This is a genomic window from Polaromonas sp., from assembly GCF_012927485.1.
Classification (GTDB): domain Bacteria; phylum Pseudomonadota; class Gammaproteobacteria; order Burkholderiales; family Burkholderiaceae_C; genus Polaromonas.
Window position 1 is genome coordinate 48,086 of the sequence record NZ_JABBPC010000036.1, and the last position, 13,763, is coordinate 61,848.

The following is a 13,763-nucleotide window of genomic DNA, read 5'->3' on the forward strand; positions in this document are numbered from 1 at the left end:
GGCCGCGAACTGGCTTTGCCAGGCCGCAGGCGGGGCGGCCACTTCGGGGGGCAGCGCAGTACGCGAAGCGACAAGCGTGGGGGCCTTATGAATGCACTTGATACGGCTCAACTAATTGCTTTGGCGGGCGCGCTGGGCTGGGCCAGCGGTGTGCGGTTGTATCTGGTGGTACTGCTGACCGGGCTGGCCGGTTTCCTGGGCTGGGTAACGCTGCCGCAAGGCCTTCATTTGCTGGCGCATCCCGTGGTGCTGGGTGCCAGTGGCTTCATGGTATTCGTCGAGTTTTTTGCTGACAAGATTCCCGGACTGGATTCACTTTGGGATGTGGTTCATACCGTTATCCGCATCCCTGCGGGTGCCGCCTTGGCCGCAGGCGTTTTCGGGGCGGACAGTCACCTCATGGCGCTGGTGGCGGCGCTGCTAGGCGGCGCGCTGGCCGCCACCAGTCACTTGGCGAAGGCGACAACGCGTGCGGCCATCAACACTTCTCCAGAGCCTTTTAGCAATGTCGGCGCGTCTTTGCTTGAGGACGGAATGGTGCCGCTGGGCTTGTGGCTGGCGCTGGCGCATCCTTTTGTGTTTATGGTTTTGCTGGCGGCCACGCTGGTCTTCAGCGTCTGGCTGATTCGAATTTGTTGGCGATTTTTGACACAGCTTTTTGTTCGCGTCACCCGCATTTTTAGCGGCAAGTCCGATCCCGGATTGCCACCGGCTTTTTCCCTGAAGTCCCCTTTTTCAAAGAACGACAGACATGTTTAAAAAAATATTGATTGCGAACCGGGGCGAGATCGCCTGCCGCGTTGCGGCAACTGCCCGACGCATGGCCATCAAAACCGTTGCGGTGTATTCAGATGTTGATGCCGACGCCAAGCATGTGCGCTTTTGCGATGAGGCCGTACACATTGGCGGCAACGCGCCTAAAGACAGCTACCTGCGTTGGGAGCGAATCATTGCGGCGGCAAAGGCCACGGGTGCGCAGGCGATTCACCCCGGCTACGGATTTTTGAGCGAGAACGAAGAATTTGCGCAGGCCTGTGCCGACGCTGGTTTGGTTTTCATTGGCCCCCCGGCGTCTGCCATCAAGGCCATGGGTCTTAAAGCCGAGTCCAAGCGTCTGATGGAAACGGCGGGTGTGCCATTGGTGCCCGGCTACCACGGCAGTGACCAGTCGCCGGCCCTGCTGAAGCGTGAGGCGGATCGCATTGGCTACCCGGTCCTCATCAAGGCCAGTGCGGGCGGTGGCGGCAAGGGCATGCGGGCTGTGGCCAGGTCGGAAGATTTTGACGCGGCGCTGGCCTCCTGCAAGCGCGAAGCCATCAACAGCTTTGGTGACGACGCTGTGCTGGTGGAAAAATATGCGCAGCGTCCGCGTCACATCGAGATTCAGGTGTTCGGCGACAGCCACGGCAACTATGTGTACCTGTTCGAGCGGGACTGCTCGGTGCAGCGGCGCCATCAAAAAGTACTGGAGGAAGCTCCTGCTCCCGGTATGACCGAGGCCATGCGCCAGCAGATGGGCGCAGCTGCAGTGGCTGCAGCCCGCGCGGTGAACTATGTCGGTGCCGGAACGGTGGAGTTCATCGTTGAACAGCGCCCCGATGGCAGCATGAATTTCTTCTTCATGGAGATGAATACCCGGTTACAGGTGGAGCATCCAGTGACCGAAGCGATTACCGGGCTGGATTTAGTCGAGTGGCAACTCCGCGTTGCCGCGGGCCAGCCCCTGCCGCTCGCGCAAGACCAGCTGCGCATCAACGGCCATGCCATCGAGGCGCGTATCTGCGCCGAAAATCCTGAAAATAATTTTCTGCCGGCGACCGGTACTTTGCACGTTTATCAGAAGCCGGCCTGTACCAGCTTTGAGCGGGGCTTGGTTCGCGTGGACGATGGCGTGCGCCAGGGCGACACTATTTCTCCGTTCTACGACTCCATGGTGGCCAAACTGATCGTGCATGGCCAGACCCGTGAAGAAGCGCTCGCCAGACTGGACGACGCGCTGGCGCAAACCCGCATCGTTGGGCTCAACACCAATGTCCAGTTTTTGCGCCACGTGGTGCGTAGCCCTTCGTTTGCCCACGCTAATCTGGACACGGCGTTGATCCAGCGCGAAGAGGCGGGACTCTTCAAGCAGGAGCCGGTCGGCCTGGCCATGGCAGCGGCGGCCGCAATTGCTCACGCGCTCCTGAATGAAAAAAGCGATGAAGGTGCCGACCCCTTCAGCCACCGCGACGGTTGGCGCTCGCATGGCGTGACGCAGCGGCGTTTCGAGTTTGAATTTCACGGCGAACTTGCGCAAGCCGGCTTGACCTACTTACATGATGGCGCGCTGCGCCTGGAGGTGGGTGAGGTCTCGGGTCCGCTGCAGTTCTCCAAAGTGGAAAGTGGCGAGGGCGGCATCGACATCCAGTTTGCCGGCCAGCGCTTAACCGCCGCGGTTTACCGGCAAGGCGAGGTTGACCACGTCTTCACAGCGCGGGGGGCGACGCAGATCAGCGCCATTGATCTGCTCGCCCACGCCGGTGAGAGCCATGCCGAGGTCGGCCGCCTGACCGCGCCCATGCCCGGCAAAGTCGTGTCTTTTTCGGTCAAGGTGGGCGACAAGATCAGCAAGGGCCAGCCACTGGCGGTGATGGAAGCCATGAAAATGGAGCACACCATTGCCGCACCCGCCGATGGCGTGGTGCAGGAATTGTTGTATGCGCCGGGCGACCAAGTGGCGGAGGGATCCGAGCTGCTCAAAATAACCGTTTAAGTTTTTACGGACGACTGCGATGCGAATTAGCTTTTGTTGTACCGATACCAAGGCCCAGCCGTGGCTGGATGGCTTGCAGGCTGCGTTGCCGGGTGCGGTGGTTGAGGTCTGGTCCCCGAGCGCCCCCCTGGCGGACTTTGCGGTGGTCTGGGCGCCGCCCCAGCAGTTTCTGGAGGAGCAGACCCAGCTCAAGGGCATCTTCAATATTGGCGCCGGTGTAGATGCCCTGATGAAACTGCGACTGCCCGACGGCGTCCCGGTCGTCAGGCTGGACGATGCGGGCATGTCGGTGCAGATGGCGGAGTATGTCTGCCATGCGGTGATTCGCCATTTCCGTGAATTCGACCGCTATGAGGCCGATGTGGCCAACGGCAAATGGTCTTACCGCAAGCCTTGTTTGCGGCAAGATTTTTCGGTTGGCGTCATGGGTCTTGGCGTGCTGGGCGAGCGCGTCAGCCGCGCACTGACTCAGTTTGAGTTTCCGGTGATGGGTTGGAGCCGCTCCGCCAAAGCGATTCAGGGCGTGCAATGTTTTGCGGGCGAAGCGGGCTTTCACGACTTTCTGGCGGCCACGCGCATTCTGGTTTGCCTGCTGCCGCTGACCGCAGACACGGAGGGCATCCTGCGCCATGACACGCTGGCCCGATTACAACCGGGGGCTTATGTTATCAATGTGGCGCGCGGCAACCATCTGATCGATCAGGATCTGATTGCGCTGATTGACAGCGGCCATTTGGCGGGCGCCACCCTGGATGTGTTTCGCACCGAACCCCTGCCCGCCGCGCATCCTTTTTGGACGCACCCCAAAATTACCGTGACGCCGCACACCTCGGCCCGAACACTGCGCGAAGAAAGCATTGCGCAGATTGCCGGGAAAATCCGGGCACTGCACACTGGCGCGCCGATTGCCAGCCTTGCCGGTGTGGTTGACCCTAAAAAAGGATACTGAGGCCATGAAACTACCTTCCCGAGTCAAACTCGTCGATGTCGGCCCCAGAGACGGTTTGCAGAACGAAAAAGCACCCGTACCTGCGGCTGTGAAAATCGAACTGGTGCACCGCCTGCAGGACGCTGGCCTGACAGAAATTGAAGTCACCAGTTTTGTCTCGCCAAAATGGGTGCCGCAAATGGCCGACGCCGCCGAGGTGATGGCCGGAATACGCCGCAAGCCGGGTGTGCGTTATTCGGTACTGACGCCGAATATGAAAGGCTTTGAAGCGGCCGTGGCACCAGCGCGTGCGCTTTGGCCCGATGAAATTGTGGTGTTTGGCGCGGCCAGCGAGGCCTTCAGTCAGCGAAATATCAACTGCTCGATTGCAGAAAGCATCGAACGTTTTCGGCCCGTGGTGCAGGCGGCGAAAGCCGCCAATATTTATGTTCGCGGCGCTATCTCGTGCGCTGTGGGATGCCCTTATGAAGGCGAAGTTGCCCCTGAGCGCGTGGCGCTGGTGGCGCGCCTGATGAAGGACATTGGAGTTCAGCACATCGGTGTGGCCGATACGATTGGCGTAGGGACGCCCGTCAAGGTGCAGCGCGCGATGGAGGCCGCTCTCCAGCATTACGACCTCAACGACGTGTCGGGTCACTTCCACGATACCTACGGCCAGGCGTTGGTCAACACGCTGGTCTGTCTGCAAATGGGAGTCTGGCAATTTGACACTTCGTCCGCCGGACTGGGAGGATGTCCCTACGCCAAGGGCGCCACCGGCAACGTGGCCACCGAAGACGTGGTGTATCTGCTCCAGGGCATGGGAATCGAGACCGGCATCGATCTGGAAAAACTGATCGATGCGGGAAAATTTATCAGCGATTTTCTGGCGCGTAAACCCAACTCTCGCGCAGCGACCGCTTTGCTGAACCAAAGAGCGAACTGATGTGCGGCTCGGAACTTACAGCACTGCCTGACGGCGTTCAGCGGGTGGCGGCAGTGCTACAGGCCCAGGGTCATGCGCATGCCCCGGTCATGCTTCAGGGCGCGGCGCGCACCGCGCAGCAAGCGGCAGACGCGCTCGGGGTTGCGGTGGGGCAGATTGCCAAGAGCATTATTTTCCGCCGCAAGTCGGACGACGTTGCCGTGCTTGTGGTGACCTCTGGCGACCAGCGGGTAGATGAAAAAAAGGTCGAGGCGATGGTCTGTACAGACGGTAAACGGCTCGCGCGCGCCGACGCGGATTTTGTGAAAACCCGGACCGGTTTTTCGATTGGCGGTGTGTCGCCACTCGCGCACGCCACCCCCTCGGTCACCTTGATTGACCAGTCGCTCTTTCGCTTTGACGAAATATGGGCGGCGGCCGGACATCCGCATGCGGTATTTCAGCTTTCGCCGCAACAGCTTCAATTACTGACGGGCGCACCCGTGGCCGATCTGGCGGTGGATACGCCGGTTGAGGCGGAGGACGCGCAAAGAGCTATGCAACGCGCAATCACGTTGGTCCGCTTGCGGGCTCGGTCAGTAGGCGCTGCCGCTGAGGTACCGTCCCCCTGCATTTCAATCTGCCGCATGAGCGCCACCAACGGATTGTGCGAAGGCTGTTTCCGCACGGGTGACGAGATCGCCGCCTGGAGTCAGGCTAGCGAGGAAGGTAAACGCGCAATCTGGCGAACGATTGAACAGCGCATGACGGCGATTCAACCATGACTGTGCAGGGTGAGGCAGTTTCGCAGCCGGCTCAGCAGCAGCCGGTAAATCCGCCCGCCGAAGAAAGCATGAAGCACCTCACGTGCTATCTCGACTTTATTTCGCCATACGCTTATCTGGCGTTCGAGCTGCTGCCTGAAGTCCTGATGGGGCTGAGCTACACCGTCCGCTACAGGCCCGTGCTGTTCGCCGGCATGCTCAAACACCATGGCCAATTGGGACCTGCAGAGATTGCCCCCAAGCGTGACTGGACCTACCGTCAGGTGCTGTGGCTGGCCCACAGCCGGGGCATTCCGCTTCAACTCCCGGCCAGCCACCCCTTTAATCCCCTGGCCCTGTTGCGGCTCGCCGTGGCGTGCAGTCCGGAGGGCGACCCGGGTGCGCCCAATCGATTCGTTTGCGAAACCATCTTTCGCCACGTCTGGCGAGGTGGTGCCGCGGCCGACGATGCGGGGCGGCTCGATTCGTTGGTGCAGCAGTTGGCCATCATGCCCCATGCCATCGCGCGCGACGCACAGGGCCCGGTGCACAGTGAGGCGGTCAAGGCACAGCTCAAAAAAAATACCGTGGAGGCAATCGCGCAGGGTGTCTTTGGCGTCCCTGCTTTTGTAGTCGGCGACAAGCTATTTTGGGGGCTGGATTCGCTTCCCATGCTCCGTGAGTACCTCCATGGTGCTCCCTGGTTTGACGGACCCGACTGGAATGCCGTAACCAACGTGGGGGCGGGCGTGCAGCGTTAAGGAAGCCGGTTCGCGCCATTGGTAAAAATAGCGCGAACAATCCTTCATTTCATTTTCAGTTCAAAGCGATACTTTGTGGCGTAGCACTGCCGCAGTGCTGCGCGCCTTGAATGAATTGAAAAATGGAATAACCCGGGGAGTTTGGCATGCCTAGCGCCTTTAATTTTTTGGCTTCTCCGTTCGACTGCCTGACCCTGGAAGAGCAGCGGCTGGTGCGTGTCAACGTGGACGTGGCCTACTTTCCCCAGGGCGAAACTATCCTCGCCCTGGGTGTCCAGCCTAGCCATCTGTTTGTCATCATTAAAGGCTTTGTTCAGCAGTTTGACGCGAACGAGGTCGTCACAACCTACGGCCCCGATGATTGCTTCGATGGGCGGGGGCTGGTGTCGGGCAAGGTCAGCAGCCGGTTTGTGGCCGTGGAAGAAGTCGTAGCCTACCAATTGGCCAAGCAGACGGTCAGTGACCTGATTGCGGGCAATGCCACCTTTGGCGCTCTGCTATTTTCAGATCTATCCAACAAGCTCAGCGCCCTGTCCGAACGGCAAAGTCGGCACGAATTGCAGTCCCTGACGATGGCCCGGGTTGACGAGGCTCTTGTGCGCCCCGCGCATTTCGTGGAGGCGGACACCAGTATTCTGGAGGTCGTCAAACACTTTCAGACGCTACACACCGCCACCGTGCTGGTGCGAGACCGGCGTGTGAATCCCCCGGCGCTGGGCATCTTTACCTCGACCGGTCTGCAGCGGGCGATTTTGCACGGTATGCCGCTAGACCGCTTGCCCGTGGGTGAATTGGCTAATTTTTCACTGATCAAGGTGCGGCCGAGCGACCAACTGGGGGAGGCGCTGGCGGTCATGATCAAGCACAAGGTGCGCCGGGTGGTGGTGAGTGAAGGCGAAGAGGTCATTGGCGTGCTGGAGGCGTTGGACCTCTTCAGTCACCTGTCCAACCAGTCGTATCAGATCAATATCCAGATTCTCAACGCCCAGGACGTGGCCACCTTGAAGCTGGCGGCGGGACAGATCACCCGGCTTATTTCGCTGCTGCACAGCAATGGCACCAAAGTCAATCTGATTGCCCGGCTAGTGCAAGAACTGAATGCCAAGTTGTTTGAGCGGACCTGGCAACTGCTTGCGCCAGCGGATCTGGTGGCCAACAGCTGTCTGTTCGTGATGGGCAGTGAGGGCCGCGGTGAGCAACTACTCAAGACTGATCAGGACAACGGGCTGGTGTTGCGCGATGGCTATGTCTGCTCGGTGGATTTGGCGGACGTGTGTCGACAATTTTCACAGGCGCTGGCCGATTTTGGTTACCCCGTGTGCCCCGGCAACATCATGGTCAGCAACCCGCATTGGCGTCAGAGCGTGACGGATTTCAGTCAGATGGTGCGTTTGTGGGTAATGGCGGGCAGCCCGGATAGTCTGATGGCATTGGCAGTCTTCCTGGACGCCCACGCCGTCTGTGGGGATACGGCGCTGCTGGATCAGGTGCGTGCGGCGGTGTATGAACTGACGGCCGACAACGACGCCATGTTGGCGCGTTTTGCCTCGTCCATCAATGCTTTCGGGACTGGCAGCGGTTTGTGGAATCGCCTGCTTTCGCTCGGTGATCAACGCAAAGAGGTACTGGACATCAAAAAAGTGGGCACCTTCCCGCTGGTGCACGGCATACGTAGCATGGCGCTGGCGCAGCGCATCAGCGCCACCACCACGACCGACCGCGTCGAGGCCCTGACCGAGGCGGGAAAACTCCCTCAAAAACTGGCCACTGATCTGATCGATAGCCTGCATTTTTTCATGGGACTGAAATTGAAAGTGGGGCTGCAGCAGTTGGCAACAGGGCATGCGGCAACCGGTGACATTCAGATGGAAAAGCTCAGCAGCCTGGACCGCGACTTACTCAAAGACACGCTTGGCGTGGTCAAGCAGTTCAAGACGCTGCTCAACCAGCGGTTTCATCTGGAGGCCCTGTGAAGGGATCCCACCTGTCGCCCTTGGCCTGGGCCGCAGCACTCAAGCGCGAATGGATGCTGTACCACTTGGGCGACCAACGGTTTCGGTTTATGTGGGACCAGCCGCCGCACAACGAGTGGGTGGCGATAGATTGCGAAACAACCGGGTTGAACGTCAAAACCGACGCCATCATTTCAATCGGCGCGGTGCGCATCCTGGGCAATCGGGTCATGACCAGCGAAAGTCTTGAGTTGCTGGTGCGCCCGGAAAAGAAGCACTTTTCAGCAGACAGTGTGCGGGTGCACCGCCTGCGTGAGCAGGATGTGGCGCAAGGCATCACGGCTGACGAAGCCGTGATGAAACTGATGCACTTCATCGGCAGTCGGCCCCTGGTGGGCTACTACCTGGAGTTTGATGTGGCGATGATCAACCGGGTGCTGTTTCCGATACTGGGCATGGGATTGCCCCAGGCCAAAATCGAGATTTCGGGTCTTTACTACGATTACAAATATCAGCAGCTGCCTTCACTGGTGCGCGACAGCGGCGCGATCGACCTGAGATTCGACAGCCTCATCAAGGACCTGGGCCTGCCACTGTGGCCAGCGCATGATGCCCTGAACGACGCGCTCATGGCGGCGTTGGCTTTTTTAAAATTGAAGCAGTTAAAGCCGACGTAAATCCAGTGCCGGCGTGAGCAAAAAAAAAGCCGGGCAGATGCCCGGCTTTTTTAGAGGGTTAGACCGGTTGGGTTCAATGGCCTGAAGAAACTGAAGCGCCAAGACCTGTCTCCGAGCGCACCTGCTGCGCCTTGTACAGGCCACGTTCCTTAGCCGCTTGAGGGCTGCGGTCGAGCACCGAGAAGAGCCACACGCCGACAAAGCCAATCGTGATCGAGAACAAGGCCGGCGAGGAATACGGGAACATGGCCGAGCCCTTGGGATTTCCCAGCACGGCTTCCCATACGGAGGGCGACACGACCGTCAAGCCGACGGAAGAAATCAGTCCCAAGAAGCCACCAATCACAGCACCTTTGGTGGTGCAGTCTTTCCAGAGAACGGACATGAACAGCACCGGGAAATTGGCAGACGCTGCAATCGCAAAAGCGAGCGACACCATGAAGGCGATGTTCTGCTTTTCAAAGGCAATACCCAGGCCCACGGCGATCACGCCGAGTACCACCGTCGTCATGCGTGAAACCTTTAATTCCGAAGCGCTGTCGGCGTTGCCTTTTTTAATCACGGTGGCATACAGATCGTGCGAGACGGCGGACGCACCCGACAAAGTCAGGCCCGCCACCACCGCCAGAATGGTTGCAAAAGCCACCGCTGAGATAAAGCCGAAGAAGACGTTGCCACCGACTGCTTTGGCCACCAGAACGGCCGCCATGTTGGCCGAGCCGCCACCACCTTTGATGATGCCGGTGGCTGTATTTGCAAACTCAGGGTTGGTCAGAACCAGCGTGATGGCACCAAAGCCGATGATGAAGATCAGCACGTAAAAGTAGCCGATCCACGTCGTCGCCCAAAATACCGATTTGCGGGCTTCCTTGGCATCCGGCACGGTAAAGAAACGCATCAGGATGTGGGGCAGACCGGCGGTACCGAACATCAGCGCCATACCAAAAGAGATGGCTGAAATCGGATCCTTCACAAAGCCTCCGGGGCCCATGATGGCCAAGCCTATTTTGGCGGCTTCTTCCGGTGCTTTGCCGCCATTGGCTGCGAGTTGGGTTTTAACTTCGACGCCTTTGGCAAACAGGGCCTCAAAGCTGAAGCCGAACTGCGACATGACCATGAACGCCATGAAGGTCACGCCAGCGAGCAGCAGGCAGGCCTTGATGATCTGCACCCAGGTGGTGGCCGTCATGCCGCCAAACAGCACGTAAACCATCATCAGCGCACCGACGATCACAACGGCGATCCAGTAATCCAGGCCAAACAACAGCTTGATCAGGGCGCCAGCTCCCACCATCTGTGCAATCAGATAAAACGCGACCACTACCAGCGTGCCCGAAGCCGCAAAAATGCGGATGGGCGTTTGCTGGAAGCGATAACCGGCGACGTCGGCAAAAGTGAATTTACCGAGATTGCGCAGGCGCTCAGCCATCAGGAAAGTAATTACGGGCCAGCCGACCAAAAAGCCGATCGAGTAAATCAGCCCGTCGTAGCCCGACGCCATCACGGCGGCAGAAATTCCCAGAAAAGAGGCGGCCGACATATAGTCGCCCGCAATGGCCAGGCCATTCTGGAAGCCGGTAATGCCACCGCCACCGGTGTAGAAATCGGCTGCAGATTTAGTTCTGGCAGCGGCCCATTTGGTGATGAACAGCGTGCCGACCACAAAAAGAGCGAACATGCTGATCGCCACCCAATTGGTCGGTTGCTTGTCAACCTGTCCCAGGTCGGCCCCTGCGGCTTGTGCAGCGGCGGCTGCCAGCAGCGCCGTCAACGCGGCCAGGAATTGGAGTCCAGCCTTCATTTGGAAGCCTCTTTCAAAATTTCAGCGGTCAGGCGGTCGTATTCGCCGTTTGCACGACGAACATAAATGCCGGTAATAACAATGGTAAAAATAATCACGCCCAAACCGATGGGAATACCCAGGGACGTGACGCCGGCACCGATCGGCTGCGCCAAAAATGGCTTGTCGAATGCAATCAGTGCGATGTAGCCGTAGTACACCACCATCATGATGATGGTCAGCAACCACCCAAATGAATTCCGTTTTCTGCGTAGCTCGTGGTACTTCGGATTGGCCTCTATTTTGGCCACAACAGGATCACTCATATGTTTCCTCCGACTGGTGAAGTCAATATTGACAACTGCCCGGGACGGGCACTGCAAGACGTGAATTTTGTGGGGAGGTACTGACCAAGTCCTTACGTTTTTACCGCTGTAACGTTAGGACATTCCCTAATGCGCTGCAGGCTGAAAAAGGGAGTTAAGGCGGGGTTCACCGCTGATTTATCGCAATGAGAAATGACCCGTTAGGGTTAATGCCTGATATGTAAGTTGATATTCAGTTTCACGTAAGTTGCCGGCGGATTGGCGTCAGAACCGGGTCAGCACGGGATCGGATAGTAATGCTCAGCACCTGTTCGGGGTGATGCGATTAACTACTACAGGAGACATAAAAATGGCAATAACAGCACCCAACCGGCCGATGACGCCGGAAGAGAAAAAGGTGATCTTTGCGTCGTCACTCGGTACAGTTTTCGAGTGGTACGACTTTTATCTTTACGGCACCCTGGCCGTGATCATCGGTAACCAGTTCTTTTCGGCCCTTGATCCCGCTTCGCGCACCATCTTTTCGTTGCTGGCGTTTGCTGCCGGCTTTATCGTGCGGCCGTTTGGCGCGCTGGTGTTCGGGCGTTTGGGCGACATGATTGGCCGCAAGTACACCTTTCTGGTCACCATCCTGATCATGGGCTTGTCAACTTTTATAGTGGGTCTGCTGCCCAGTTATGGCTCGATTGGCGTGGCCGCGCCAATTATCCTGATCGCTCTGCGCATGTTGCAAGGGTTGGCGCTCGGCGGTGAATATGGCGGCGCCGCCACTTATGTTGCAGAGCACTCGCCGGCTGGGCGACGTGGTTTCTTCACTTCCTGGATCCAGACCACGGCGACGGCGGGCCTGCTGTTGTCGCTGGTGGTGATTCTGGGTGTGCGTACGGTGATCGGCGAAGCCGCTTTTGCCGACTGGGGCTGGCGCATTCCCTTCCTGGTCTCCATCCTGCTGCTGGCCGTTTCGGTTTACATCCGCCTGAGCATGAATGAATCGCCTGCCTTCACCAAGATGAAAGCGGAAGGCAGGACGTCCAAGGCGCCGTTGTCCGAGTCATTCGGACAGTGGAAGAATCTCAAGATCGTTATTCTGGCGCTGATTGGCCTGACCGCCGGCCAGGCGGTGGTCTGGTACACCGGGCAGTTTTACGTGCTGTTTTTTCTCATGGGTTCCCTGAAGGTTGACGGTGTCCTGGCGAACTTGCTGGTGGCGGCCTCGCTGATCATCGCCACACCGTTCTTTGTGATATTCGGGTCGCTGTCTGACAAGATTGGCCGAAAGCCCATCATCATGGCGGGTTGTTTCTTGGCCGTAGTCACTTATTTCCCGGTTTTCACTGCCCTGACCAAGGCCGCCAATCCCGATTTGGCAGCCGCCCAAGCCAAAAACAAGGTCGTGGTGACCGCTGATGCGCGGGAATGCTCGTTTCAGTTCAACCCCACCGGGACCGCCAAATACACCAGCTCGTGCGATATTGCCAAGCAGGTGCTCTCCGCCAACTCGGTGAGCTACGAAAATGCAGCGGGGGCAGCGGGTGAACCCGCCACTATCCGGATTGGTGAGACGGTCATCACGAGCTATAAATCTGCCGGATTGTTGGCTGATGACGCGAAGAAGAAAGACATCGAATTCAAGAAGGCGACCGCTGACGCCCTGAAGGTTGCCGGCTACCCCGCCAAAGCAGATCCGGCCAAGGTGGACAAAGTGACCCTCGTCCTCCTCCTCACCTATCTGGTGATTCTGGTCACCATGGTTTATGGCCCGATCGCGGCAATGCTGGTCGAGATGTTCCCGACCCGCATTCGTTACACCTCCCTGAGCCTGCCCTACCATATCGGCAACGGCTGGTTTGGCGGCTTGCTACCGGCGACGGCACTGGCCATCGTGGCGCAGACCGGCAATATGTACAACGGTCTTTGGTATCCGATTGTGGTGGCCGCGATGACGCTGGTGGTCGGCACGCTGTTCGTCAAGGAAACCAAGGACGTGGATATTTACGCCAACGACTGATGGGTTTTGCATCCGCCTGGGCTCCAAATCGTCCACGCTGATCAGAACCACTTTATAAAGGTGAACAGGCCCCCGTCATCATTTGCCGGGGGCTTGTTTCTTTTGGCAAAAGATTTTGTGAAAGACGGGTGGGGTATTTACTGTATTGGCAGATCTGGCACTGTATATAGTCAGTCAAGCCAACGATTTTTAGCCGCAAAACGGACAATCGGGGGGAGAAGAAATAGATTGAATTAAAATGAGGTGGGGCATCACTACATGACGATGTCGCTGAACGCCGTCCTCCGCAAGGGGGTGTCCACCGCGCGTTGACAGGAGACACAATGATGATTTATTCGAAGACGGAGTTGGGTCAAACTGCCTTGCGCGATCGTTCCCTCGGGCTAACCCCCCGGCAGCGCTCGGCATTCATCATGTTCGATGGCAAACGCAGCGCGGATGACGTCCTCAAGGCGACTGCTGGCTTGGGGGTCACGGCAGAGGATGTGAGTCACCTGGTGGAACTCGGTCTGCTGGTGGTCAGCGCAGTCGTATTGCCTCCTTTACCCGGGCCCCAACTGGTACCCGCTTCCGCGCAAAGTGTTGCCGGAGCGCCCAGCCTGGATGCGCAAGCGCATTATTTAAGGGCCTACCCGATTGCTATCCGGCTCACCGCGAGTTTGGGTTTGCGCGGCTTTCGGCTTAATCTGGCGGTCGAAGCCGCAAGCGATGTGACCAAGCTCAAAGAGTTGGCCCCAAAAATCAAGGAAGCCGTCGGCACCGAGAAGTTCAAGGAACTGGAAACTGCGCTGTTTGACTGAGGTGGCGTAGCGGAAGCGATTTTTCGACCTGAAAGACCCCGGCTTCGCGCTTGAACCGGGGCGGGGGCTTCACTGCGTAGATCCGAATTG

Annotated in this window: 12 protein-coding genes and 1 pseudogene; 11 read left to right on the forward strand and 2 right to left on the reverse strand. The window is 58.4% G+C overall.

The features are described 5' to 3' along the window. The first annotated feature begins 87 nt into the window (after positions 1-87). The 9 genes and pseudogenes from HHJ16_RS15220 to HHJ16_RS15255 all read left to right on the forward strand — a co-directional run bounded on the left by HHJ16_RS15220 (position 88) and on the right by HHJ16_RS15255 (position 8,759). Entirely contained in the window at positions 88-759 is a 672-nt protein-coding gene (locus tag HHJ16_RS15220) for a DUF4126 domain-containing protein (protein ID WP_296901948.1), read from the forward strand. Beyond that, positions 752-2,752, forward strand: a complete 2,001-nt coding sequence (locus tag HHJ16_RS15225) for an acetyl/propionyl/methylcrotonyl-CoA carboxylase subunit alpha (RefSeq protein WP_296901949.1) — start codon at positions 752-754, stop codon at positions 2,750-2,752. Before HHJ16_RS15220 ends, HHJ16_RS15225 begins: the two co-directional genes overlap by 8 nt. Positions 2,753-2,771: 19 nt before the next feature. Beyond that, entirely contained in the window at positions 2,772-3,701 is a 930-nt protein-coding gene (locus tag HHJ16_RS15230) for a glyoxylate/hydroxypyruvate reductase A (RefSeq protein ID WP_296901951.1), read from the forward strand. Positions 3,702-3,705: 4 nt separating this feature from the next. Beyond that, complete coding sequence (locus HHJ16_RS15235) at positions 3,706-4,626, forward strand: hydroxymethylglutaryl-CoA lyase (protein ID WP_296901953.1); 921 nt, start codon at positions 3,706-3,708, stop codon at positions 4,624-4,626. Next, positions 4,626-5,120 (forward strand): annotated as a pseudogene (locus HHJ16_RS16915) (YbaK/EbsC family protein); the annotation flags it as partial. The gene HHJ16_RS15235 and the pseudogene HHJ16_RS16915, both read left to right, overlap by 1 nt. 42 nt (positions 5,121-5,162) lie before the next feature. Further along, the gene (locus HHJ16_RS16920; protein ID WP_366557505.1) at positions 5,163-5,390 is read left to right on the forward strand and encodes a DUF1289 domain-containing protein; all 228 of its coding nucleotides are present in this window, start codon (positions 5,163-5,165) and stop codon (positions 5,388-5,390) included. Positions 5,391-5,458: 68 nt separating this feature from the next. Next, a complete protein-coding gene (locus HHJ16_RS15245; protein WP_296901957.1) occupies positions 5,459-6,130 on the forward strand; it encodes a 2-hydroxychromene-2-carboxylate isomerase in 672 nt (223 codons plus the stop codon). A gap of 146 nt (positions 6,131-6,276) precedes the next feature. Further along, entirely contained in the window at positions 6,277-8,103 is a 1,827-nt protein-coding gene (locus tag HHJ16_RS15250; protein WP_296901959.1) for a DUF294 nucleotidyltransferase-like domain-containing protein, read from the forward strand. Further along, positions 8,100-8,759, forward strand: a complete 660-nt coding sequence (locus HHJ16_RS15255; RefSeq protein WP_296901960.1) for a 3'-5' exonuclease — start codon at positions 8,100-8,102, stop codon at positions 8,757-8,759. Before HHJ16_RS15250 ends, HHJ16_RS15255 begins: the two co-directional genes overlap by 4 nt. Positions 8,760-8,832: 73 nt before the next feature. Here HHJ16_RS15255 and HHJ16_RS15260 read toward each other — a convergent pair whose 3' ends face one another. Both HHJ16_RS15260 and HHJ16_RS15265 read right to left on the reverse strand, forming a co-directional pair. Further along, entirely contained in the window at positions 8,833-10,560 is a 1,728-nt protein-coding gene (locus HHJ16_RS15260) for a cation acetate symporter (RefSeq protein ID WP_296901962.1), read from the reverse strand. Continuing rightward, entirely contained in the window at positions 10,557-10,865 is a 309-nt protein-coding gene (locus HHJ16_RS15265) for a DUF485 domain-containing protein (RefSeq protein ID WP_296901964.1), read from the reverse strand. Before HHJ16_RS15265 ends, HHJ16_RS15260 begins: the two co-directional genes overlap by 4 nt. 349 nt (positions 10,866-11,214) lie before the next feature. Here HHJ16_RS15265 and HHJ16_RS15270 point away from each other — a divergent pair, with 349 nt between their 5' ends. Further along, positions 11,215-12,873 (forward strand): MFS transporter, encoded by a 1,659-nt coding sequence (locus tag HHJ16_RS15270; RefSeq protein ID WP_296901966.1) that lies wholly within the window; start codon positions 11,215-11,217, stop codon positions 12,871-12,873. A 326-nt stretch (positions 12,874-13,199) separates the two neighbouring features. Continuing rightward, the gene (locus tag HHJ16_RS15275) at positions 13,200-13,673 is read left to right on the forward strand and encodes a hypothetical protein (RefSeq protein WP_296902369.1); all 474 of its coding nucleotides are present in this window, start codon (positions 13,200-13,202) and stop codon (positions 13,671-13,673) included. Positions 13,674-13,763: the final 90 nt, after the last annotated feature.

Bases quoted from the DNA above. Each gene is read 5' to 3' on its own strand.
- HHJ16_RS15220 (WP_296901948.1), top strand. From the start codon at position 88: ATGAATGCACTTGATACGGCTCAACTAATTGCTTTGGCGGGCGCGCTG.
- HHJ16_RS15225 (WP_296901949.1), top strand. From the start codon at position 752: ATGTTTAAAAAAATATTGATTGCGAACCGGGGCGAGATCGCCTGCCGC.
- HHJ16_RS15230 (WP_296901951.1), top strand. From the start codon at position 2,772: ATGCGAATTAGCTTTTGTTGTACCGATACCAAGGCCCAGCCGTGGCTG.
- HHJ16_RS15235 (WP_296901953.1), top strand. From the start codon at position 3,706: ATGAAACTACCTTCCCGAGTCAAACTCGTCGATGTCGGCCCCAGAGAC.
- HHJ16_RS16920 (WP_366557505.1), top strand. From the start codon at position 5,163: ATGCAACGCGCAATCACGTTGGTCCGCTTGCGGGCTCGGTCAGTAGGC.
- HHJ16_RS15245 (WP_296901957.1), top strand. From the start codon at position 5,459: ATGAAGCACCTCACGTGCTATCTCGACTTTATTTCGCCATACGCTTAT.
- HHJ16_RS15250 (WP_296901959.1), top strand. From the start codon at position 6,277: ATGCCTAGCGCCTTTAATTTTTTGGCTTCTCCGTTCGACTGCCTGACC.
- HHJ16_RS15260 (WP_296901962.1), bottom strand. From the start codon at position 10,560: ATGAAGGCTGGACTCCAATTCCTGGCCGCGTTGACGGCGCTGCTGGCA.
- HHJ16_RS15265 (WP_296901964.1), bottom strand. From the start codon at position 10,865: ATGAGTGATCCTGTTGTGGCCAAAATAGAGGCCAATCCGAAGTACCAC.
- HHJ16_RS15270 (WP_296901966.1), top strand. From the start codon at position 11,215: ATGGCAATAACAGCACCCAACCGGCCGATGACGCCGGAAGAGAAAAAG.
- HHJ16_RS15275 (WP_296902369.1), top strand. From the start codon at position 13,200: ATGATTTATTCGAAGACGGAGTTGGGTCAAACTGCCTTGCGCGATCGT.